This window comes from Rosistilla ulvae (assembly GCF_007741475.1).
Lineage (GTDB): Bacteria > Planctomycetota > Planctomycetia > Pirellulales > Pirellulaceae > Rosistilla > Rosistilla ulvae.
On sequence record NZ_CP036261.1, the window covers coordinates 164,067 to 186,790 of the forward strand.

At 58.9% G+C, this 22,724-nt stretch carries 15 protein-coding genes; 6 read left to right on the forward strand and 9 right to left on the reverse strand.

Going from position 1 to position 22,724, the window contains the following annotated elements; all coding sequences use genetic code 11:
- Positions 1–159 precede the first annotated feature (159 nt).
- The gene (locus tag EC9_RS00645) at positions 160–2,343 is read left to right on the forward strand and encodes an FdhF/YdeP family oxidoreductase (RefSeq protein WP_246106108.1); all 2,184 of its coding nucleotides are present in this window, start codon (positions 160–162) and stop codon (positions 2,341–2,343) included.
- On the opposite strand, the gene EC9_RS00650 is transcribed toward EC9_RS00645, so the two are convergent.
- Positions 2,340–3,698, reverse strand: a complete 1,359-nt coding sequence (locus EC9_RS00650; RefSeq protein ID WP_145341479.1) for a hypothetical protein — start codon at positions 3,696–3,698, stop codon at positions 2,340–2,342. The two genes, EC9_RS00645 and EC9_RS00650, sit on opposite strands and share 4 nt — an antisense overlap.
- Positions 3,699–3,894: 196 nt before the next feature.
- Positions 3,895–5,304 (reverse strand): arylsulfatase, encoded by a 1,410-nt coding sequence (locus EC9_RS00655; RefSeq protein WP_145341481.1) that lies wholly within the window; start codon positions 5,302–5,304, stop codon positions 3,895–3,897.
- A gap of 229 nt (positions 5,305–5,533) precedes the next feature.
- On the opposite strand from EC9_RS00655, the gene EC9_RS00660 reads away from it, so the two are divergent.
- Positions 5,534–7,417: a sulfatase-like hydrolase/transferase gene (locus EC9_RS00660; RefSeq protein WP_145341483.1), complete on the forward strand. Its 1,884-nt coding sequence runs from the start codon at positions 5,534–5,536 to the stop codon at positions 7,415–7,417.
- 144 nt (positions 7,418–7,561) lie between these two features.
- Entirely contained in the window at positions 7,562–8,752 is a 1,191-nt protein-coding gene (locus tag EC9_RS00665) for a potassium channel protein (RefSeq protein ID WP_145341485.1), read from the forward strand.
- 21 nt (positions 8,753–8,773) lie between these two features.
- Here the strand turns inward: EC9_RS00665 and EC9_RS00670 are convergent, their stop codons facing one another.
- On the reverse strand, positions 8,774–9,958 hold the full coding sequence (locus EC9_RS00670; RefSeq protein ID WP_218934486.1) for a M20 family metallopeptidase: 1,185 nt from the start codon (positions 9,956–9,958) through the stop codon (positions 8,774–8,776).
- Between the two features lie 45 nt (positions 9,959–10,003).
- Between EC9_RS00670 and EC9_RS00675 the strand changes: the two genes are divergently transcribed.
- Positions 10,004–10,960 carry an amidohydrolase family protein gene (locus tag EC9_RS00675; RefSeq protein ID WP_145341487.1) on the forward strand — a complete coding sequence of 319 codons (957 nt, stop codon included), beginning with the start codon at positions 10,004–10,006 and terminating at the stop codon, positions 10,958–10,960.
- A 311-nt stretch (positions 10,961–11,271) separates the two neighbouring features.
- Here the strand turns inward: EC9_RS00675 and EC9_RS00680 are convergent, their stop codons facing one another.
- The 5 genes from EC9_RS00680 to EC9_RS00700 form a co-directional block, all read right to left on the reverse strand.
- On the reverse strand, positions 11,272–12,669 hold the full coding sequence (locus tag EC9_RS00680; protein WP_145341489.1) for a POT family MFS transporter: 1,398 nt from the start codon (positions 12,667–12,669) through the stop codon (positions 11,272–11,274).
- Between the two features lie 188 nt (positions 12,670–12,857).
- Positions 12,858–13,781 (reverse strand): GGDEF domain-containing protein, encoded by a 924-nt coding sequence (locus tag EC9_RS00685; RefSeq protein ID WP_246105898.1) that lies wholly within the window; start codon positions 13,779–13,781, stop codon positions 12,858–12,860.
- Positions 13,782–13,918: 137 nt separating this feature from the next.
- Complete coding sequence (glgC, locus tag EC9_RS00690; protein WP_145341491.1) at positions 13,919–15,193, reverse strand: glucose-1-phosphate adenylyltransferase; 1,275 nt, start codon at positions 15,191–15,193, stop codon at positions 13,919–13,921.
- Positions 15,194–15,400: 207 nt separating this feature from the next.
- Positions 15,401–16,240, reverse strand: a complete 840-nt coding sequence (locus tag EC9_RS00695; RefSeq protein WP_197452956.1) for a M48 family metalloprotease — start codon at positions 16,238–16,240, stop codon at positions 15,401–15,403.
- 21 nt (positions 16,241–16,261) lie between these two features.
- On the reverse strand, positions 16,262–16,588 hold the full coding sequence (locus EC9_RS00700) for a hypothetical protein (protein ID WP_145341493.1): 327 nt from the start codon (positions 16,586–16,588) through the stop codon (positions 16,262–16,264).
- A 443-nt stretch (positions 16,589–17,031) separates the two neighbouring features.
- On the opposite strand from EC9_RS00700, the gene leuS reads away from it, so the two are divergent.
- Positions 17,032–19,869, forward strand: coding sequence for a leucine--tRNA ligase (leuS, locus tag EC9_RS00705; RefSeq protein ID WP_145341495.1), 2,838 nt, complete (start codon positions 17,032–17,034; stop codon positions 19,867–19,869).
- 365 nt (positions 19,870–20,234) lie between these two features.
- On the opposite strand, the gene EC9_RS00710 is transcribed toward leuS, so the two are convergent.
- On the reverse strand, positions 20,235–20,666 hold the full coding sequence (locus tag EC9_RS00710) for a hypothetical protein (protein WP_145341497.1): 432 nt from the start codon (positions 20,664–20,666) through the stop codon (positions 20,235–20,237).
- Between the two features lie 328 nt (positions 20,667–20,994).
- Here EC9_RS00710 and EC9_RS00715 point away from each other — a divergent pair, with 328 nt between their 5' ends.
- Positions 20,995–22,710: a DUF1559 family PulG-like putative transporter gene (locus EC9_RS00715; protein WP_218934487.1), complete on the forward strand. Its 1,716-nt coding sequence runs from the start codon at positions 20,995–20,997 to the stop codon at positions 22,708–22,710.
- Positions 22,711–22,724: the final 14 nt, after the last annotated feature.

Sequence of the window (22,724 nt, forward strand, 5' to 3'; positions counted from 1 at the left end):
ATGACTGCCTGGGGGCGGCGGTGGATTGTGTCGGTCGCGCGGCATATTCGACTTGTGTCGGGGCCTGCGATAATAATGGCTAAGGGCCCGGCGCCCAGGCGTTCCCCTCGCAATGACTGGGTTTCTGCACAACGATCACAATGGCTGAGTGAAATGAAGATGAAAGTTCGCAGCGGTGGCGGTTTCCGAGCGATCCTCTATACGCTCAAGAAAGGACGCGAGGTCGGCGGCGTCTTGAAGATGTATAACGCCATGCGAACGCGGAACGCTTGTAAGACGTGCGCCTTGGGTATGGGCGGCCAGAAGGGTGGCATGGTCAACGAGCGCGGGGCGTTTCCCGAGGTCTGCAAGAAGAGTTTGCAGGCGATGGCGGCCGATTTGCAGCCGGCCGTTTTACCCACCTTCTGGGATCAGCATCCGGTCGAGCAGTTGTCGCAGATGACGCCGCGCGAACTGGAGCATTGCGGTCGGCTGGTCCAGCCGGTGATCTACCGCCGCGGGGCCTCTCATTTCCAAACGATCTCGTGGGAGGAGTCGCTATCGCGGATCGCCACCAAGCTCCGCTCGCTAACGCCCGACGAAACGTTTTGGTATTTCAGTGGCCGCAGCAGCAACGAAGCGGGCTTCTTGCTGCAGTTGCTCGCTCGACTCTACGGAACCAATAACGTTAATAACTGCAGCTACTACTGTCACCAGGCGAGTGGCGTCGGGCTGCAGTCGTCGGTCGGCAGCGGAACGGCGACGATTGTGTTGGAGGATCTGGAGCAGGCTGATCTTGTTTTTGTGATCGGCGGCAACCCGGCCAGCAATCATCCGCGGATGATGACAAGTCTGATGCATGTGCGCCGTCGCGGCGGTCACGTGATCGTTATCAATCCGGTTCGCGAGACCGGGATGGTCAACTTTCGGATTCCCAGCGATCCGATCAGCCTGTTGTTTGGAACCAAGATCGCTTCGCATTATGTGCAACCTCACATCGGCGGCGACCTGGCGTTGCTGTGGGGCATCGCCAAACAGTGCTTCGAAGATGAGACGCTCGACCGCTCGTTCCTCGATGCCCACTGCACCGATTCGGCCGCTTGGATCGACGCCGTCGCCGCGATGTCGTGGGACGAGATCGTGGCAAAATCGGGGATCGACCGCGATCAGATCCGCACCGTTGCGGGCGTTTATGCCAAGTCGCGGCGGACGGTTTTTGCGTGGACGATGGGGATCACGCATCACGCTCATGGAGTGCAAAACGTGCAAGCGATCGCTAACCTCGCGATGGCGCGCGGAATGCTTGGCCGTCCCGGATGCGGGCTGCTGCCGATCCGCGGGCACAGCAATGTGCAGGGGATCGGTTCGGTTGGCGTGACGCCAAAACTGAAGGACGCGATTTTTGAGAACCTGCAATCGAAGTTCCACTTGGACCTGCCAACAACGACGGGATTGGACACCCTCGCCTGCATGGAAGCTGCTCACGATCGGCGGATGAAATTTGGGCTCTGCCTAGGCGGCAACCTCTACGGCTCGAATCCCGATTCGCGTTACGCGGCCGAAGCGCTCTCGCGGCTGGAGATGTCGGTCATGCTCAGCACGACGCTGAACACGGGACACGTCAACGGTTTGGCGGACGAAACGATCATCCTGCCGGTGCTGCCTCGCGATGAAGAGCCCGAAGCGACGACGCAGGAGTCGATGTTTAACTTCATCCGGATGAGCGACGGCGGGCCGCGACGCGTGCCGGGGCCGCGCAGCGAAGTTCGCGTGATCGCCGATCTAGGACGCCGCGCGATCGGCGATAGCGATCTGATTTGCTGGGACCAGTTGCAGCAGACCTCGACGATCCGCAACTGGATCAGTGAAGTGGTCCCCGGCTACACGAAGCTCGACAAGATCGAAGCGACCAAACAAGAGTTCCAGCTCGAGGGGCGGACGTTTCATGAACCAAGCTTTCCCACCGCCGATGGCAAAGCTGTCATGCACACGCATGCCTTGCCCGATCTGAAGGGGACCGATTCCAACGAGTTGCGGTTGATGACGGTCCGCAGCGAAGGGCAATTCAACACGGTCGTCTACGAAGAGGAAGACCTTTACCGAAACCAAGACCGCCGCGACATCATCTTGATGCATCCCGACGACCTGCAGCGGTTGGGGCTGCGGCACGATCAACCGGTTTCGATCCGCAGCGACACCGGCCAGATCGATGGCTATCTCGCTCGCGGTTTTGATTCGATCCGCCCCGGAAACTCGCTGATGTATTACCCCGAATCGAACTGCCTCGTCTCCCGCTACGCCGACCCGCAAAGCAAGACCCCGGCGTTCAAAGGGATCGTGGTCACCGTCTCACCGCTGGCCTAGTTGCTCGGGTTCTGGATCAAACGGGCCAACGTCGCGGCGATCGGCAGCTTTTGATTCGGACTTCCTTCGAATCGGAAAGCCTGCAATGTGGCGACCGCATCGGCGTCGGGGCCGATCGTCGATAGCATCGTATCCCATTGCTTCGATTCCGCTGGGGTGAGCCCGCAGTACCAAATCACGTAGTTGGAGAGTTCACCGCCGCGCACGATGACGCTTCCGAATCGTGTGGTCTGCTGTTCGGAATCGGGTACGCACCAGGTAGCGAAGACGAACCCTGGCGTCGAGGAATCGCCGATCGACTGCGACCAGCGAACCGATTTTGTGTCGTCATCCCAGGTGCCGTTGGTCGATTCGGGGGGCAGCGGAAGGTGCAACGTAACCTCCACGTGATCGTGACGGCTGAACAAGTCAGGAGCCAACGCCGCCATCACTTTGTTGCCGATGACCTGCGCCTCATCGACATGTCTTGGTGTGGCAGCACCCGCCGCTTGTTCCTGCTGTGCGACGAGTTGCTTGTATTCATCGGTCCCCTTGAGGTAGGTTCGAATCGATTTTTCGAGCCTCGACCGGTCCTTCAGAATGTCCAGGCAGCGTGTGTCCGCGTCGGGGGATGTTGCGGTCAGTTTTTGCGCAAGCAGGCCGTGAGCAAATGAAATGAACAGCTCGGGATTCTGTTGTTGGGCCAGCCTCGCGATCGCTGGAATCTGTTGCAGTGAAAAATAGTTGCGTTCGGCGAGGTATTGTGCCAAGCGGAAGAAGGGGCTGTTGTTGCTCGGTTCGCTCTGCCGCTGTCCAGCCATCCACAGCAGCAGGCTCGCGTTCTTGAAGTCTTGGCGTAGTTCCCCATCGATCAGCGATTTGATCGGTGCGATATCGATCGGATCGTCGACCGGATCGGATTGAGCGGCGGAGAATTCAAAGTCGATCCAACCTAACGCGAGGTCGATCAGATCGTCTGCGGCGCGTTGGCGTGCGGCCAACGAACCGGCGAGGTCGTCGTTCCCGCGGAACCGTTCGCTGTAGATCGATACCGATCCCAACGGGCTATCGAATTGAGTGAAACCGCCCGCGCCGCCGACGTCGGTTGGCATCTGTTCCGCGAATCGGCTGACGAACGTCGGCAATCCCTCGCGATCCTCGGCGCGTCCCTCGGGATAGAGCGTTGCGATGCGTCGCAGCTCTTCGGTCTGTTGCGTCTGCTGCTGCGAGGAGGGGTTTTGCGACGTCTCCTTCACCGAAAGCGTCCGCGTGATCTCGTTCCCCTCCGGTTTCAGATCGATTTTGTAAACCGTTTGGATGCAGCCGGTGCAGGCGGCCAGCAGAGTCATCGACGCAACAATGAGTGGCTTTTGCATGACGAGCCCTTCGGATTGGTGAGACCGGTGGCGACGCGAACCCGCGACGCCGTGAGGTTCCCCGCTCCATCAGCATATCACGCTGGAATGTTGCGTTGGGAAAGAAGTCGCGCGTCATCGGCTAAAGCCTTGACTCCAGCGCGCACGTCGTCGGCTAAAGCCTCTACTCCAGCGCGCGCGTCGTCGGCTAAAGCCTTTACTCCAGCGATTCGGCGATCGCTTGTTTCATCTTCTCGACGACGTCGGGGTGTTGGTCGGCGATGTTCTTCGTTTCGCCGATGTCGTTGCTGAGGTCGTAGAGTTCCAGCGGTTTGTCTTTCCCCGGGATCACGCCTTTCCAGTCTCCGATCCGGACCGCTTTTTTCGGACCGTAGCTCCAGAACAAGTATTCGTGGGAACGCTGCGTTTGGCCAAGCAGCGTGGGAGCGAAGGAGATTCCATCGGTCGTTGTCGGCGATTCGATGCCCGCCAGTTCGCATGCGGTCGGCAGCCAGTCGTAGTGCGCCAACAGTTCGTCGCTTGTCGAACCGGCGGCGATCTTGCCGGGCCAGCGGGCGATCGTTGGCATTCGGATCCCTCCTTCATAGAGATCGCGTTTGTAACCTCGCAGCGGGCCGTTGGAATCGAAGGTCTCGTGTTTGTGATTCCCTTCGCTGTGTGGGCCGTTGTCCGACGTGAACACGACCAGCGTGTTGTCGTCGATCCCCTTCTCTTTCAGCAGCGCCATCAAACGTCCCACGTCGCCATCCATCCGCGTGATCATCGCCGCAAAACCCTTCTCGGGATTCGGCCAATCGCGATCGGCGTAGATTCCGTAGTCGGGAACCTCCATCCCGTCCTTGTTGACGCGGCCCCCTTCGTTATTGGCGTGCGGGATCGTCCAGTGGATGTGCATCAGGAACGGCTTGTCTCCCTGACTGCGAACGAAGTCGAGCATCTCCTCGGTCATCACGTCGTGGGAATAGGTGGTTCTTTGGGTCGACACGCGGCCGCGGGCCAGCGTCGCGTCGCTGAGCACGTTGCCTGGCAACGGAACCTTTTGATCGTTCCGCCACAGTTTAACAGGGTAGTAGTTGTGAGCTTCGCCTTGGTCCAGATATCCCATCCAGAAATCGAACCCTTGGCGGTTTGGATGTCCCGAATTCTCGGTGTTCCCCAACGCCCACTTTCCGATGCCGCCGGTCGTGTAGCCCGCTTGCTGCAGTAGTTCGGCGACGGTCACGTCCGATTCCTTGAGCACATAGGGTGCGTTGGAATCGATCGCCGTGTGCCCGGCGTGCATCCCCGTCCAGAGGCTCAGTCGCGAGGGGCGGCAGACTGTGTTGCCCGAGTAGTGGCTGGTCAGCTTCATCCCTTCGGAGGCCAAACGATCGATGTTCGGCGTCTTGATCGTTTCTTGCCCAAAGCAGCCGAGGTCACCGTAGCCGAGATCGTCGACCATGATATAGATCAGGTTTGGCTGGGCATCTTGATCCGCACGAACCGACGCCGCTTGAATCGTTTGACCGATCAAGATCGCCAAAAGAGTGCAGGCGAATGCCAGCCGGCCTGCGCGCGGGCGAGGTGCGGTGGTGGGGCGGGTGGATGTCGTCGGAGGGTGGTTCATGAGGAGCTTCTTTCTCTTTGGCAAATCGATTCGGCACGAGGGGGCGATTCTTTGTCGGCCGATTCTAATGGAACGATCCTCGCCGAGCCAAACAAACTCGACGGGGCGTCTGGCAACGCGTGCATCGCGGTGACGCTTGTATTACGCTATGAGGGATTGGATCTCAAGGTGCCGCTGTTGTTTAGTCAGCGGTTGCCAGCTTCACATAATATCCCATGGCGGACTTCCCATGAAACGTTTTGTTCCCCTTCTGCTTTGCGCAATCACCGCTTGTGGGGCTGCTGTCGGTTCGGCTGACCAACGGCCCAACATTTTGTGGATCACCAGCGAGGATCATGGTCCGGAGATGGGATGTTACGGCGACGAATTCGCCACGACACCCAACGTCGATGCGTTGGCGAAAAAGGGGATGCGGTACAAATTGGCTTGGTCGACAGCTCCCGTTTGCGCTCCGGCTCGAACGACGCTGATCACCGGTCTGTATCCTCCTTCGAATGGCGGACAGCACATGCGCAGCATGGTTCCGTTGCCCGATTCGATTCCGTTGTATCCGGCGATGCTTTCCGAGGCCGGCTACTATTGCACGAACAATAACAAACAGGACTACAACGTCCGTTCGGCAGGACCGACCGGCTGGGCCGATTCGTCGCGCAAGGCTCACTACAAGAATCGCGATCCGAAGCAACCGTTTTTTGCGATCTTCAATGAGACGTGCAGTCACGAGAGCAAAATCCGCACGCGGCCGCACAAACAGCTCCACGATCCGGCGAAGGTTCGCGTTCCCGCTTATCATCCCGACAACGAAGACACTCGCCGCGACTGGGCGCAGTATTACGATGTGGTCACCAAAGCGGACGCCACGGCGGGCAAGCTGTTGCGGGAACTCGACGAGCAAGGATTGACCGATTCGACGATCGTCTTCTACTACGGCGATCACGGTTCGGGGATGCCGCGTGGCAAACGCTGGACCTACAACTCCGGCCTGTCGGTTCCTCTTGTTGTCTACTTTCCCGAAAAATGGCGGCACCTGGCTCCCAAGGAATATCAGACCGGCGGTGTCAGCGATCGGTTGGTCGGATTTGTCGATCTCGCGCCGACGCTGTTGAGTCTGGCGGGCGTCCAACCGCCGGAGTGGATGCAAGGTCAGGCGATCGCCGGGGAATATGAAACCGAAGCTCCAAAGTATATGTACGGCTTCCGCGACCGGATGGATGAACGCTACGACTTCATCCGCACCGTCACCGACGGCCGATATCAATACATCCGCAATTTCAACCCGCACTTCATCTACGGCCAGTTTGTTTCGTACAACTTCCAAACGCCATCGACCGCTGCGTGGAAGCGGGCTTTTGATGCAGGGCTTTGCAACGCGGCTCAGTCGCACTTTTGGAATCTCAAGCCGGCCGAGGAGCTTTACGATCTGGAAGCCGATCCCGACGAAGTCAACAACTTGGCCGATTCGCCATCGCATCAGCAGAAGCTTGGCGAGCTACGCGATGCGCTTTATCAATGGTGCCACGACATCCGCGACGTGGGCTTTTTGCCCGAGGGTGAGATCCACAGTCGCAGCGAAGGATCGACGCCGTACGAGATGGCTCGCGACGAGACAAAGTACCCGTTCGAAAAGATCTTTGCCGCGGCGGACATCGCCACCCGTCGCAACGCCGAAGACCTGGGCCAGCTGAAGTCGCTGCTGACCGACAGCGACAGCGCGGTTCGCTACTGGGGAGCTGTCGGAATTTTGAATCGCGGTGGCGATGCGGTGAACGCTTCCAAGCAGGCGTTGCTCGCGGCGCTCGGCGACGATTCGCCGTACGTTCGCGTCGCTGCCGGTTATGCGTTGGGCAAGTTTGGCGACAAGGAACTGCAACGCCAAGGGATCGAGTGTTTGATTGATGTCGCGCCGTCGAAGCCGGAGACCAACGTCTTTGCTGCGATCGCTGCGCTCAACGCGATCGACAAGCTGGACGAAAAGGCAGCTTTCGCCAAAGCGGAGATCGACAAGATGCCGGTCGGCGAGATCGCGTCGCCGGACAAGCGTTACGGTGGTTATCCGGAGCGGGTATTAACAAAAATCCGGGACGACTTTAAGGCGAACGCTGCTTCGCGATAAACCGTTGTTTTGCTGGTTTTTTGCAGGTCAGGGCATGCGTTTTCCGTTTGGTCTGCCCGTTCGAATCGATTCGAAGCGCCCTGATAGGATCGCTGTCGGGCCTTACATTAGTAACGGCTCGCGCGGCAGGCACGCCGCGCGGCGATGGCGGCGTTGCAAGTCGCCGCGTTTTATATCGACAATCCACGCAGGGCAATGACGCACCGCACGAAAGAAGAACCTCCGATTTGGCTAGCGACTCGGGCCGCGCCGGTGCTGTTTTGGGCATCGTTGCTGTTCCTGGTCTGCCAAGCGGTGTCGGTGGTGATCTTCATCGACGTCCCCAATCTTCGCGAGTCGCTGGCCAGCAATCCGGCGGCGGAAACGGAAGCCGATCAAGCGTCCGAAGCGATCGATCCGGAGGTCGCCGCGTTGGCAATGACGTCGACGCCTGTTGCCTCGGGGTTGTCGTGGGAACCGATCGAACTGGCGACCTTGTTCTTGATGGGGCTGATCTGGCCGCTGGTGATTGCCGAGTCGGTCTATCATTGGCGGACGCGACCGTGGACGCGGGAAACTCGCCGGTTCCATTTCTACTCGCTGTTGTATTGCCTCTGCCCTTCGCTGCGGATGTGTGCGCAAAGTTTGGAGATGGGGCAGCGGTTGTGGCTGCCCGGTTGGGGCTGGCGGCGATCCGACGATCGTCTGCGGCGGCGATTGGAGCGAACGTTCAGTATGCCGATGATCTGGATCGCGCTGATGATCCTGCCGGTGTTGGTCGTCGAGTTGTTTTTAAAGGCTCAGGTGGCCGACTATCGCTGGCTGCGGATCACGCTGCACGTCAGCACCGGCGTGATCTGGTTCAGCTTTGCCGCCGAGTTCATCTTGATGGCGTCGGTTGCCGAGAAGAAGCTGACATATCTGAAAGAGCACTGGATCGAATTGGCGATCATCCTGTTGCCGCTGCTGTCGTTCATGCGGTCGCTGCGGCTGTTGCGAGCGACGGGGGCGTCGAAGTTGATTCGGCTCTCCCAGCTGAACCAAGTCGTCCGCACCTACCGGCTGCGCGGCACCGCGATGCGAGCCTTGCGGGCGTTGATCCTGTTGGATCTGTTCCAGCGTCTGACGCTGCAAACGCCCGAGAAGACGGTCGCGAAGTTGCAGCTGCAGTTGGAAGAGTTGGAGGGGGAGGCGAAGCAGTTGCGCCGCAAGATCGGCCGCTTGGAGCGAACGATTCGGAAGCGGGAAGTCGAGGCGAACGCGATCGGTTCGGAAGCCGATGTGGGCGACGACGCCGATCGGGATGACGCCGAAGCGGCAGCGAAAACCGACAGCCCCGCAACCGAATCGGTGTAGCGCGGGGCGATTTGCCAGCGACTAAGTTGCCGTCAGCAAGCGGACGAAGATCTCGACAGCTTCGTCGAGTTGTTGGATCTCGATCCATTCGTCTTTGGTGTGGGCTTGGGCGATCGAGCCGGGGCCGAAGACAACCGTTGGAATTTCGAGGGCCGCGACGCGCGGGGCGTGCGTTCCAAAGGGAACTCCGATCGCCTGGCGGTTGGGCCGCGTCGGTTCAGCCGCTTCGATCAATCGCTGGCATAACGTCGCGTTGTCGCGATCCAACAGCGGGTTGCTGATCGTATCGGTCGGTAGGAACTCAAAGTCGGCGTCGCAGTTTTTGCGGAGATATTGGTCGACGTCGGCGATCGCTTCTTCGGCAACCTCTCCCGGTACCAGCCGGCGATCGATTTCGATCGTGCAGACTTCGGGGACGATATTGACGCTCGCCCCGCCGTGGATCGTGCCGACGCTGAGCGTTCGACCGCCACACAGCGGATGGACGATGCCGCCGGATTGCAGTTCGACCGCGTAGGTCTCTAGGCAGCTGACGATTTTCGCCATCTTGTAGATCGCGTTGACGCCGAGAGCTGGATTGCTGCTGTGAGCGGCGGCGCCGCTGGTGCGTATTTTCCAACGCACAGTTCCTTTATGCGCCACGACGACGTTCAGATCGGTCGGTTCGCAGACGATCGCAAACTGAGGATTTTCCGGAAGCAACGCCGATCGCTGTCCGGCGGGCAGGGCAAGTCGGCGAGCCAGTTCTGCGGCTCCTATTTGCGTTCGCTCTTCATCGCACGTGAACGACAGAATCACCGGCGCGTGGTCGCCATTAAGCGGGATCAGACGCAGCGCGGTGGCAAGCATCGCCGCCATCGAACCTTTCACATCGCAGGTGCCGCGGCCGTACAAACGACCTTCCTTTTCGATCGCGTCGTAGGGATCGACGATCATTCCCGCGACGGGAACGGTGTCTTGGTGGGCATCCAGTAAAACTGTGGGGCGGTTCGGATCCCCGTCGATGCGAGCGACAACATTTCCACGTTGAGATTCGATTTCGTGGTACTCGTAGGGTAAACTGTGTTCCTTGAAGAACTCACACAGCCATCGGCTGACTCCCGCCTCATACCAACCGTCGCCAACCGGTTCGTGCCCCATCGGATTCTGACTGGGGATCGCGATCAGTTGTTTCAGAATCGACAACGGTGTCTTACTAGCAATCACTGGAAGCCTCTCATGCGAAATAACGGTTCTACCACGTCCGCCACAATGGCTGTTGATGATAAGGTCTTCTCCGCGGTTCGGCTATCGCGGCGTCAGTTGATCGGTGCCGCGGCGGCGACGACCGCGCTGGCGGCGACGAACCGTTTGGCAATCGCAGCCGATGGCAAGTCGGACGGCTACATCGACGCACACGTTCATGTTTGGACGCCCGATACCGACAAGTATCCGTTGGACAAGGCATACGACAAATCGTCGATGCAGCCGGCTAGCTTTACGCCCGAACAATTGATGGCTCACGCAAAACCAGCGGGTGTCAGTCGGATCGTGTTGATCCAGATGAGTTTTTATGGCGTCGATAATTCGTACATGTTAGACGTGATGGCCGCGCATCCGGGCCGGTTTTCCGGCGTCGCTGTGATCGACCCGGCTGACAAGCCGCGGCAGACGATGCGGCAACTGAAGTCGCAGGGCGTGCGAGGCTTCCGAATCGTGGCCGGTAAGCAACCGGCGGATCAGTGGCTCGATAACCCTACGATGCACAAGATGTGGTCGATCGCTGCGGATGAGGGGCTGGCGATCTGTCCGTTGATGAACCCCGAGTATCTGCCGGCTGTCGATGCGATGTGTGCCAAGTATCCCAAGACACGCGTCGTCGTCGATCACTTCGCTCGGATCGGCGTCGATGGCAAGATCCAAGATGCTCAAGTCGAAGCGCTCTGTCGGTTGGCACGCCACGAAAACGCCTACCTTAAAGCCTCTGCGTTCTATGCGCTCGGCAAGAAGCAAGCTCCTTATACCGACTTGGGGCCGATGATTCATCGCTGCATGGACGCCTACGGCAGCCAGCGGATGATGTGGGCCAGCGATTGTCCCTATCAAGTCGAAGAAGGGCACACGTATCAAGATTCGATCGATCTGATTCGCAAAAAGCTCGACTTTTTGAGCGACCAAGACCGCGCCTGGATGCTCGGCAAAACCGCCGAAAAGGTTTTCTGGAGCTAGTCGTCGAGCGGTCTCACGGCGCGGGAGATTTGCCTTCTTCGCACGACGGCACGTTTGTCACCGGCGAGTTGCTGCCGCCGCTCCGCGGCTGACGCGATTGTTTAGGGCGTACGGTTCCGTGGGCTGCGCCCACGGCTAAATGCTGCCATCGCTCCGCGATTCATTTCCTCAGCCGTGAAGCCGTTTTGCATGAAGTCACGGGCTTCGCGATTCGCTTCCTCCGCCGCGAAGCTGCGAAAGCATCTAGCTGCGGGTGTAAACCCGCAGACCAAACGCAGGTCGGCGGCTGAACGGTCGCGTTGGCATCAAGCTCAGTTCATCGCCGACGCTTCCGCATCGATTTCCGTTTCGGGAGCAGAATCTTGGATATAGGTTCGTCCGCGATACATGTAGGCCACGATGATGAACAGGAACGCGGCGACAAGCATCAGGCCGGTGAAGAACCAGTAATAGGATGCGCCCGGCAATTTTGAGCTACCATCATCGTTGGAGATCACCGCGTTGACACCGGCGGTGATGAAGTTGCCCAGCGAAACCGAGAGCATGTAAAAGCTCATGATGATGCTTTTGATGCTGTTGGGCGCTTGTGTGTAACTGAATTCCAGGCAGGTGATCGAAACCATCACCTCCGCTGCGGTCAGGATGATGTAGGCCAATACCTGCCAGCCGATGCTAGGCGTGCCGCCGTTCTGGATCGCGGTTTCGATCAACGCGCTGATCGAAAAGGCGCCGACGGTCAGGAACATTCCGATCCCAACGCGTCGCAGCGGTGTCAGGGGGAAGATTTTGGTGATCGTTGGATAGATCAGGTAGCTGAAGGTGGGAACGAGAATCAGGATCAAAAACGGGTTGGCCGCTTGGATCTGGCTCGACAGCAGTTCAAACCCGAAGACCGTGCGGTCCATGTGATTGGCTTGCAAAACCCAAGCACTCGCCGTTTGATCGAACAGACTCCAGAAGACCGCAACAAGAATGTAGATCGGTGCCAGGTTGAGGAGTGCTTTGAGCCCGTCGCCGGTGAAGGCGTCTTTGAAGACAACCGCTCCACGCGCGGGAATGTGGACGAATCGGTTTCGACCCATCCAGAACAGGAAGGTCGCAATCGCCATCAAGATGCCGGGGACACCAAATGCGACTTGTGGCCCGAAGCGGTCCAGTAGCCACGGCGTCAGCAGCGTCGATGCAAAAGCGCCCAGGTTGATCGCCACGTAGAACCAACCGAAGACCTTCTCCAGCATGTGCGAGTTCTTGCTGCCAAATTGATCGCCGACGTGAGCCGAGACGCACGGTTTGATCGCTCCGGTGCCAAATGCGATCAGCCCGAGGCCAACCGCCAGGCCGATCCGGGTTTCGTTCAGCGCCAACGCCAGGTGGCCGAAGCAGTAGAGGATCGAGAGCCAGAGGATCGTCTTGTATTTACCAAACAACCAGTCGGCGGCGAAGGCACCGATCAGCGGCGTGAAGTAGGCGGCCATCACAAACACGTGGACCCAGAACTTGGCGTCCCCTTCGCTCATCGGATCGGTTAGACCGTGGTCGCCCAGCAGGTACGTGGTCATGAAGACGGTCAGGATCGCCTTCATGCCGTAGAAGCTGAACCGTTCGGCCGCTTCGTTGCCGACGATGTAAGGGATGCCCGGGGGCATCGTATCGATCGGATAGGGAGTCGTTTGGAACTTTGGATTGGTTGGTTGGCTGGCGTTACTCATCGATCCCTCAATCGTCAGGTGGGCTCAGGCAGGAAGCTTGGCGTCAATGCTGATGTTAATATAGACCAGTTGCGTGTGGCGATACCAGCAGCGGGACAGGGGAGCGGACAGGAAGGGAGAACTCTTGGAATCGTCGGCCAAGCTGCTGTGGGCGAGCCGTTGGAGCCGCGTTGGCACAGCACGACACGTTAGACCGCGACTTCGGGGGCGCCGACCAGAATCGGCTGTTTGCCGTCGTGGAAGTAGACTCGGTTGCGGCCCATTCCTTTGGCTGCATACAACGCCTCGTCGGCGCGGCGAACGATCGGGCCGATCAGCAGGTCGTTCCGGCATTCGGCCACCCCGACACTGATCGTGAACTCGATTTCCTGGTCGGCAACGGTGACTGTTTGATCGGCCACGATTTTGCGGAAGCGGTCGATTCGATCGGCGGCGACTCGCAGCGGCGGGGGCATCAGGGCGACAAATTCCTCGCCACCAAAGCGGGCGACCATGTATGCGCCCTCGATATGGTTGGTCAGCAATTGGGCCATGTGCTGCAGCACCGCGTCCCCTTCGGGATGCCCGTAGCGGTCATTGATTTGTTTGAAGTGGTCGACGTCGATCATCGCGACCACAAATCCGGGGCCACCTTTTTGCCAAGCCGAGAACATTTCATCGAGCCGTTGGTCGGCGGCGCGACGATTGGGCAATTTGGTCAGCGCGTCGGTTCGGGCTTCGGAGATGTACGCCTCGATCGAACGCGTCTGCTTTTCCAATTGACGCTCGGCATCGTCCAGTCGCTGCTTGAGCGATTGGTTGCTGGTCATGATGTCGTCGAGCACTTTGACGATCGGCGTCGTCTTTGGATTCCCCGTTTCGATCGTCTCTTGGACGACGCGCGCGGCGGAACTGAGTTCGTCTTGATAACGGGTGACGTTCCCCGAGTACTCGCTAGTCCACTGGCTGAGCGCTTCGATGATGCCCAACAGTTCCGCACCTTGCAGTGGCGCGGTTGCATCGCGCCGCCCGCGGCGACGCCCCCAGCCGAACCCGCCCCAGATTCCCAGAGCAAACAGCAACGCGCCGACGCCAACGCCGGTAAAGAAAATTATCGATTGGCTAAGCGGCACGTCGAACGCCCTCCTCGCTGAGAGTCGTCATCAATTGCGGTTCGTCATAAAAAGGTTTCATGCTGGAAGGCTCCGTTGCGAAGCCGTCCAGCATGTTGGAGTGTTGCGGTTATCGGGCTGGAAGTTCAACGACAAGTCTATTGATTCGCCGACAGGTTGCTCAACTCGTGCCTGAACGCGCCGCCGCCGTCGATGTGTTCGCCACGGGCGATGACCACGATCCCGCTGTCGGTGACCATGAACCCGCGGGCTCGGTCGGCTTCGACGTCATAACCAATCGTCGTTTCGGGCGGAATCACGACGCCCTTGTCGATGATCGCGCGGCGGATCTTCGCTCGGCGACCAACCTCGACTCCTTCAAACACGATGCTATCTTCGACGTCGGCGTAGCTGTTCACACGGACGCCGGGGCTGAGGATGCTGCGTCGCACATGGCCACCGCTGCAGATCGAACCCTGGCAAACGATCGAATCGAGCGCTTCGCCGCGGCGATCCATATCCCCTTCGCTGCCGAAGACAAACTTCGGTGGCGGCATGTTGGGTTGATAGGTGCGGATCGGCCACTTGTTGTCGTAGAGATTCAATTGTGGATCGACGGTGATCAGATCCATGTTCGCTTCGAAGTAGGCATCGAGCGTACCGACGTCGCGCCAGTAGGCGTCGTTTTTACGGTTTTCGTCGCGGAACGGAAACGCAAAGACACGATGGTCGCCGATCACTGCGGGGATGATGTCGTTGCCAAAGTCGTGGCGGCTGCCCGACAGGGTGGCGTCGCGACACAGTTGTTCAAACAGGAAGCGAGCCGAAAAGACGTAGATTCCCATCGACGCCAGGCAGTGGTGATCGTCGCCGGGCATCGTTTGTGGGTGCTCGGGCTTCTCTTGGAAACCGATCACTCGGTTGTCCTCGTTGATCTGCATCACGCCAAACTGCTTCGCCGATTCGCGATCGACTTGCAACGCTCCGATCGTCAGGTCGGCCTTGGTCTGGATGTGGAAATCGACCATCGATTCGTAGTTCATCTTGTAGATGTGATCGCCCGCCAAGACGACTACATATTCGGGCCGCTCGCGCTCGATCGCATAGATGTTTTGGTAGACCGCGTCGGCGGTTCCTTGATACCACTGATCGTCGATCCGCTGTTGCGGTGGAACGACGTCGATGAATTCGCCCAGTTCGCGGCAGAAGTAGGGACGCCAGCCGAGGTTGATGTGGCGGTCCAAACTTTGCGCCTTGTACTGCGTCAACAGCAGCAGTTGTCGCATGCCGCTGTTGAGGCAATTCGAGAGGACAAAGTCGATGATCCGATACAGTCCGCCAAAAGGGACCGCCGGCTTGGCGCGGTCGCGTGTCAAAGGCTCCAACCGCGAACCTCGACCGCCAGCCAGAATGACCGCCAGTGTATTTTGCATTTTTCCAATCATGTCGCCGCCTCTGTGTTGTGCTGTCCTTCGGTTGCAAGAGCATTCCTAAGTAATGTATCGGTTTGTTGACGACCGATCCAACACGGTGATTGCTAGGGAAGCGTGTCGTATGGATTGCAAAATCCTTCGGAATTTGTGGCTTGGGCCATCCATGGGCGAATCGAGCCCACTAACTGCAAGTGCGTCGCTGCAACGCTAAGGATCAAGCCCTTCGGGGATGCCGTTGGGAAATACCGATCGTAGGACTTCCTGGATATATGCCTGCCGGTTCGCCGGTTTGGGATGCGTGCTCATCATTTCCGGCGGCCCGTTGCTGCCGCTCGCTTCGTCGAGGATCTGCATCACGCCCAGCATCGCCCGCGGATCGTATCCGGCTTGCGCGGTCAGCAGCACGCCCCAGCGATCGGATTCCAGTTCGTCGTCGCGGCCATATTTCATGTTCAACATCTGGCCGATCGCTTGAGCCAGTTGAGCCGAACTGATGTCGCCGCCAGCAACGCCCGCCGCGCCGACGAGGCCGCTGGTCAGTTTCTGTTTCGCCAACCGCTGCGCTCCATGGCGGCTGAGAACGTGCCCGATCTCATGTCCCAGAACTCCGGCCAATTGCCCTTCGGTCTGCAGTCTGCTGTACAAAGCCGCAGTGATAAACACCTGTCCGCCGGGCAACGCAAAGGCGTTGATCGTTTGCGGATCTTTCAGCAGATGGAACTTAAACTGAAACGGATTGGTTCCCTGTTTCACGCGGACGTAGTCGTCGAGTCCGCTCAGCAGCCGTTGGCCAACTTGGTCGACGTGTGCTCGGGCCTGCGGATCGGGATGCAGCCCGCCGTGCTGAGCTGCCATTTCCGGAGCGGCTTGCAATCCGAGCGCGATCTCTTGATCGGGGCTCATCGCAACCCGCTGCTTTTCGCCCGTGATCGGATTCCGTTGCCCGGTCGACAGATACGAGATGAACGAGAACAACGCCAACCCGGCGGCGATCATCAACCGCAGCTTCAGACCGCTGTTGCTGCGGCGACCAAATCCAAAAGGCATTCCCAAATCCTCCAATCCGAATCAGGCGTCGAGATCCAACGGTTCCGACGAATCGTCGACCGCCGGTCGCGATCGGGCCCTTCCGGGTGCGTTGGTCAAAAAACGGCCGAACAGTAACGCGTGCATGATTTCCAACAACAACCAACCCAGGACCCCCACAAACGTGCTGGCGACAAGATTCAGCGGGATCACCAGAAACAGCCCCAACGCAAACGCGACGTACCCCAGATGCGCCGGCCAGTCGATGGGGAAGTGGAAATCGATCGCCACCAGGATCACCGCGGTGGAAAATAGGCCAACGATCACCGAGGGATTGTTCACCCACTGCAACAATTGCATCGCGTCCACAAAATCTTCCTTCCAATTGATGAGTCGGCGTTTTGGCTCGCCCCGCGTTGCCTCGCTCACTGCCGAGCGGGATCGGCGGTGGTGTCCTGCCGATTGAAAAAGGATGTCGATCTCGGAAACAGCGTAAAACAATGAACCGTATGCGGTCAGCCGATTTTACAAGTATGTCGAACTCGGGTGCTCCTGAACAGTTGTGTACTGCATGGATGACCGCAGTAGGGACCGCCGTCTGTGGAGGCTCTTTCCGGCTCGAGGTTAGAGAGTGGTTGGGGCTTCCCCCATTTGTCGGATGAGCCGCATTGGAGGCTCATTGGAGCATCGTGGCGAGGCAGAAGATCGGCCGCCGGTGCGTGGCTATCGGCATGGTGCAGGCTCCGGTAAAATCGGGCCTCGACGCGAAACGCACTGTATTTCCTTAATAAAACTCTTCCTCAGCAGATCCGATGCCACGATACAACCCTGCCCAGATCGAGCCGAAATGGCAAGCGTATTGGGAGCAGAACAAAACCTTCGCCGCCCCCGAGATGCCGGGCGACAAGAAGCTGTACGCCCTGGACATGTTCCCCTATCCCAGCGGCGATGGGTTGCATGTCGGTCACCCCGAAGGCTACACGGCGACCGATATCGTGTCCCGTTTCAACCGCATGCGCGGCGTCTCGGTCCTGCACCCGATGGGCTTCGACGCCTTTGGCCTGCCCGCCGAAGAGCACGCGATCAAAACGAACACGCCGCCGCGGGCGTCGACCGAAAAGAATATCGCCACTTTCCGCCGGCAGCTGAAGTCGCTCGGCTTCAGTTACGACTGGGACCGCGAGATCGCCACCACCGACGTCGAATACTTCCACTGGACCCAGTGGATCTTCTTGGTGTTGTTCGACACGTGGTTCGATGCCGATCAACAGAAGGGGCGTCCGATTGCGGAGCTGCCGATCCCGGCAGAGGTCACCGCCGCGGGAGCCGACGCGGTCCGCAGCTACCAAGACGATCACCGCTTGGCCTTCCAGAGCGATGCGTTGGTGAACTGGTGCCCGGCGCTGGGGACTGTGTTGGCGAACGAAGAGGTTGTCGATGGCAAGAGCGAACGGGGCAGCCACCCGGTCGAACGCCGTCCGCTGCGACAGTGGATGTTGCGGATCACCGCTTACGGCGACCGCTTGCAGAACGACTTGGAGTCGGTCGATTGGCCCGAGAGCATCAAGACGATGCAGCGCGATTGGATCGGCCGCAGTACGGGGGCGGAAGTCGATTTCTTTGTAGGCGATGTCGATGACTTCCAGACTTGGAAAAGTGCCCGCAGCGAGTTTCCTGCAAAGCCAACCGACGACAGCTTGCGGATCTACACGACCCGCCCCGACACGCTTTACGGCGCGTCGTACATGGTCATCGCTCCGGAACATCCGTTTGTCGATCGCCTGACGACCGACGATCAAAAAGCAGAGGTCGAAGCCTACTGCCAAGCGGCGGCGAATAAGAGCGACCGCGAGCGTCAGGAGGACAAAGAGAAGTCGGGCGTCTTCACCGGCTCCTACGCGATCAACCCCGTCAACGGACAACCGACGCCGGTCTGGATCAGCGATTACGTGCTGATTCACTACGGCACCGGTGCGATCATGGCGGTCCCGGCGCACGACGAACGCGACTTTGAATTCGCCAAGAAGTTCGACTTGCCGATCACGCCGGTCGTCGATCCGGGCGAGGTGCATGAAGAGCGCGATCAGGTGCTGGCGGGCGAAGCCTGTTTCGCCGGGCACGGCAACGCGATCAACAGCGGTCCATACAACGGAGTCCCCACGGCCGACTTCAAGCAGAAGATCTCCGAGGCGCTGGAAGCCGAAGGGACCGGGCACGAAGCTGTCAATTACAAGCTGCGCGATTGGTTGTTCAGTCGCCAGCGATTCTGGGGCGAACCGTTCCCGATCCTGCACGAACTGGACGACGCCGGCAATCCGACGGGCAACATCCGCGCTGTCGATGTCGCCGACCTGCCGATCGATCTGCCGCATCTGGAAGATTACAAACCGCACGGAAAACCGGAACCGCCGCTGGGCAAATCGCCCGACGAATGGCTGTATGTCGAGATCGACGGCAAGCGTTACAAACGTGAAACGAACACGATGCCTCAGTGGGCCGGTTCGTGTTGGTACTACCTGCGGTTTATCGACCCCCAGAACGGCGACGCCTTTATCGATCCCGAAAAGGAAAAGGCTTGGATGCCGGTCGATCTGTACATTGGCGGCGCCGAACACGCGGTGCTGCATCTGCTGTACTCTCGCTTCTGGCACAAGGTCCTCTTCGATCGCGGGCACGTCAGTTGCCCCGAGCCGTTTGGCCGCTTGGTGAACCAAGGAATGATCTTGGGCCAACCGCAGTACCACGTCAGCGAAGCGGCAGCCGAGGCGGCGGAAGCCAAATTGACGTCGCTTGGTGTGACGCCAGTTCGCGTCGAGAATAACGACAAGGTTTCGTACATCCTGCAGCAAACCGCTGGCGGTGCCGATCTGTCGGACGACATGACCGAAAAGCGTCAGGGGCAAACCTATCTAGCCGGAACCGATATTGAACTGACGCCCAAGGCGGACAAGATGTCCAAGAGCCGCGGGAACGTGGTCAACCCGGACGACATCATCAAAGTCCATGGTGCCGACACGCTGCGGATGTACGAGATGTTCATGGGCCCGTTGGAAGCGACCAAGCCGTGGAACATGGCCGGAGTCGGCGGTATCCGCAAATTCCTGGATCGCGTGTGGCGGATGATCGCCGACGAAGATGCCGAAACGCCAGCGTTGGCTGCGGAGGTGCAAGACGTCGCGCCGACCGAAGAGCAGAACCGTGTGCTGCATCAGACGATCAAAGCGGTCACGCACGACACCGACACGCTGGGCTTCAACACAGCGATCGCGCGGATGATGGAGTTCGTCAACTTCTTCAGCAAGCAGAAGGTCCGTCCTCGCGCGGCGATGGAGAGCTTTGTCCTGATGCTGGCTCCGTACGCTCCGCACATCGGTGAAGAACTGTGGGGCCTGCTGGGTCACGACGGCACGCTGACTTACGCCACTTGGCCCGAGCACGACGAAGCGGCACTTGTTGAATCGACGATCGAATTGCCGGTCCAGATTCAAGGCAAGGTGCGCACCAAGATCCAAGTCGCCGCCGACCTCTCGCAAGACGAAGTCCTCGCGATCGCCTTGGCCGACGAAAAAGTGATCGCCGCGATCGGCGACAAACAGGTTGTCAAGAAGATCGTCGTCCCCGGACGCCTGGTCAACTTGGTCGTGAAGTAGTCGTCGCGAAGCGATTGAGTTTGCCAAAGTTGAAAACTCGACTCCGTCGAGTTTTTCCGCCCCCGGCGGGAACACTAGGCTTGCGGCGTTTTGGAAACACAGAGCCGCCGAGGACGTAGAGGAGTTGTGTCGCGGCGGGAGGTTGGCAGGTCAACGCTCCGCGTCCTCTGCGACTCTGCGTTAAAGATTCCTTCGCGTCGCGGTGGCGTTGAACGAACAACGTGTTTTCGAACGCCACCGGCTTCGGCTGTGTTCTCTGAAATACCAGCACGAAGCGCAAGCGAGTGATCGAAATCCATTCGCATGCGCCGTGTGTTCACTCGCATGCGCGTCGTGCTCGTATCGTGAGCCACGATCTCGCGACGCTAATCAACGAGGTCGAAATCGATCGCTTGCGTTCCTTCGCCCGGCTCTATCTCGACGCGTAATTCGGTCTGCGTGTTGTACTTGCTGGGAATCGTCATCGCGGCGCCAAGGTCAACGCCGCTGTCCAGTTCCTCCTGAGTGGCGGAACTGGCTTGCGATGTGGCCACAATGCTGACCGTCGACTCGCCCACCATGACGCCACCACGGTGTGAAATTTCAAAGTTGCCATCGGTGATCCGCGCCGCCGACGCCGAACCGGCAGCAACGGGAGCGAATCGAATCTCTCCCTGCGGGACAGGTTTCCCTTGAAACGTCACGCGGCCGGAGATGGTGCGCCGATTGGGATCGGTCCCGTCGCCGCATCCAGTAACCAGAAGTAGTCCTAAGGAGAGCGTCAGAACGGGGGATCGCATGCTTGCTGGAATGTACATCGCCTGAAATTCCTCGATTGAATAGCGTTGCGGAAGGAGGGAGTGGTGCGATAACTCGCAGTTTAATGTAGACAGAATATCCCGATTTGCCAGGCAGGGAAGTCTCGTTTGTTTGCACGTTAGCAGCATGTCGTCGATCTTGGCATTCCTCGAATAGGTGCTGGAATACTGGGGAAAGAGTGGTTGCTTGCGGTTTCTGCATCGTTTGGCAAGCAAATTTCGAAAATCTGGTTAGCGCAGCAACCCTCGACCTGGAGTCGTTGGTGGTGCAATGTGTGTAGTCAAAAAAAGCTTGATTCTGTCGACAGTTTGGGCTAAGTTTTTATCTATGATTGCCCGCAACACCATCAAACTGGGACGCCCCGTTCTGCTGAACGCTAGCGAGAAGTGCTACACGGCCCTCCGTAGAGTGCTCGCCTGTGGCCAATTGCCCGCCGGGAGTCGTCTCGCAGAAGTGGAGTGGTCGCAGCGACTGGGAGTTCAGAGGGCTGCGTTGCGTGAAGCGATGGTCCTGCTGACTCACGACGGTTTATTGAACCGGCGTTCTACTGGCGGATTTTTTGTGCCGCACCCTGAAGAATTCGACTTCCGCGCGCTCCGAGATGCTCGCGTCGCGATCGAGATCGGTGCACTGCAGCTGACATTCGCGCCCGGATCACCGCGACGCAATCTGTCGCGGCTAGAAAGAATCTGCGACACGATGGAGGAACTGCATCGGTCGGGGCTGACGATGGAATTCAACGAAGCCGATTTCCGCTTCCATCAGACGCTGCTGGCGCTCGCAGAGAACGAGACCTTAAACAGATTGTTTTCTCATTCTGTCCAACACTTCCATTCGCTCTCTCCCATCACCGACGAAGTACGCCAAAAAAACGAACAGCTTGTGATGCGGGAGCATCGAGAGATCCTGGCCCATCTGAAAGCTGGCAAGCCAAGCGACGCCTCGAAGTTGTTGAGAACCCACATCACCCATACAAGGAAGCAACGCCAGGGCGCGTTTCTTCCCAGGGGCAGCGTCAGCGTTAAAACGTTCCGCCCCTGTACGCTCACCTCCTCTCCCCCTTTCCAATCTGCTCCTCGTTTTTCCCTCCTTGAAGTTTACAGAAGGAACTTTCCTATGAATCGACAGAGACAAGCCGTACCGTTGCGCAATGGTTTTACGTTGGTAGAGTTACTGGTGGTGATTGCCATCATCGGGATTCTGGTCGGCCTTTTGCTGCCGGCGGTTCAAGCTGCACGCGAAGCGGCCAGACGCATGTCGTGCTCGTCGAACTACAAGCAGGTCGCGTTGGCGCTACACAACCACCACGATACGTTTCGCAAGTTTCCCATTGGCGCCGGAATCTCCGGCGGGTGCAGCGGGTTCACTGGCGCTCATCGATTCTCTTGGGGCGTTCATATCCTGCCGTTCATGGAGCAGGAAAACCGTTACGACGCGATTGATTTCAGCGTCAGCCAGCCAGTCGTCCACGCGCCGAACTTCGACCCCGATACGGCGCTTGGGCCAGTGGCTACCTTCTTGTGCCCGTCGATGCCTCAGTCGGAGACGATGGTCAACCAAGGGACATCGTCAATTGTCCTCGCCTACCCGCGAACGGAAATGGCTGGCGTGGCCGATTCGCGCGACTGGCGCTGCAACACCTCGGGAACCCTTGGCGTTCGGCCGCGTTCCGATGGGGATGGCATCTTATTTGGCGCGTCCGAAACACGCCTGCGAGACGTTATCGACGGCACCTCTTCGACATTGATGGTTGGCGAAATCACCGGAGACGCCAGGGGGCAAAGCACCAGCGGCTTCAACGCGAACTCCTACACCATCTACGCTGCTTTTGACACCTCCACCGGGATCAACGGCCCGTTCACCGTGCCAGGTGGTGGAATCTTCGATTTCCGCCCTCAGGGATTCTCAAGCTTCCATCCAGGCGGAGCCCACTTCGCACTCGCCGACGGAAGCGTTCGCCTTTTTGCCGAGACGATCGACCAGGTGCTGCTGACCGGATTGACGACTCGCAACGGCGGCGAAGTCGTGCAGGTCCCCGAATAGGCGAATGCCGAACA

What these genes read in the sequence shown, in the direction of transcription:
- glgC (WP_145341491.1), bottom strand. Translation starts at nt 15,193, where the DNA reads ATGCAAAATACACTGGCGGTCATTCTGGCTGGCGGTCGAGGTTCGCGG.
- EC9_RS00715 (WP_218934487.1), top strand. Translation starts at nt 20,995, where the DNA reads ATGATTGCCCGCAACACCATCAAACTGGGACGCCCCGTTCTGCTGAAC.
- EC9_RS00675 (WP_145341487.1), top strand. Translation starts at nt 10,004, where the DNA reads ATGGCTGTTGATGATAAGGTCTTCTCCGCGGTTCGGCTATCGCGGCGT.
- EC9_RS00665 (WP_145341485.1), top strand. Translation starts at nt 7,562, where the DNA reads ATGGCGGCGTTGCAAGTCGCCGCGTTTTATATCGACAATCCACGCAGG.
- EC9_RS00695 (WP_197452956.1), bottom strand. Translation starts at nt 16,240, where the DNA reads ATGCCTTTTGGATTTGGTCGCCGCAGCAACAGCGGTCTGAAGCTGCGG.
- EC9_RS00710 (WP_145341497.1), bottom strand. Translation starts at nt 20,666, where the DNA reads ATGTACATTCCAGCAAGCATGCGATCCCCCGTTCTGACGCTCTCCTTA.
- EC9_RS00655 (WP_145341481.1), bottom strand. Translation starts at nt 5,304, where the DNA reads ATGAACCACCCTCCGACGACATCCACCCGCCCCACCACCGCACCTCGC.
- leuS (WP_145341495.1), top strand. Translation starts at nt 17,032, where the DNA reads ATGCCACGATACAACCCTGCCCAGATCGAGCCGAAATGGCAAGCGTAT.
- EC9_RS00680 (WP_145341489.1), bottom strand. Translation starts at nt 12,669, where the DNA reads ATGAGTAACGCCAGCCAACCAACCAATCCAAAGTTCCAAACGACTCCC.
- EC9_RS00645 (WP_246106108.1), top strand. Translation starts at nt 160, where the DNA reads ATGAAAGTTCGCAGCGGTGGCGGTTTCCGAGCGATCCTCTATACGCTC.
- EC9_RS00660 (WP_145341483.1), top strand. Translation starts at nt 5,534, where the DNA reads ATGAAACGTTTTGTTCCCCTTCTGCTTTGCGCAATCACCGCTTGTGGG.
- EC9_RS00650 (WP_145341479.1), bottom strand. Translation starts at nt 3,698, where the DNA reads ATGCAAAAGCCACTCATTGTTGCGTCGATGACTCTGCTGGCCGCCTGC.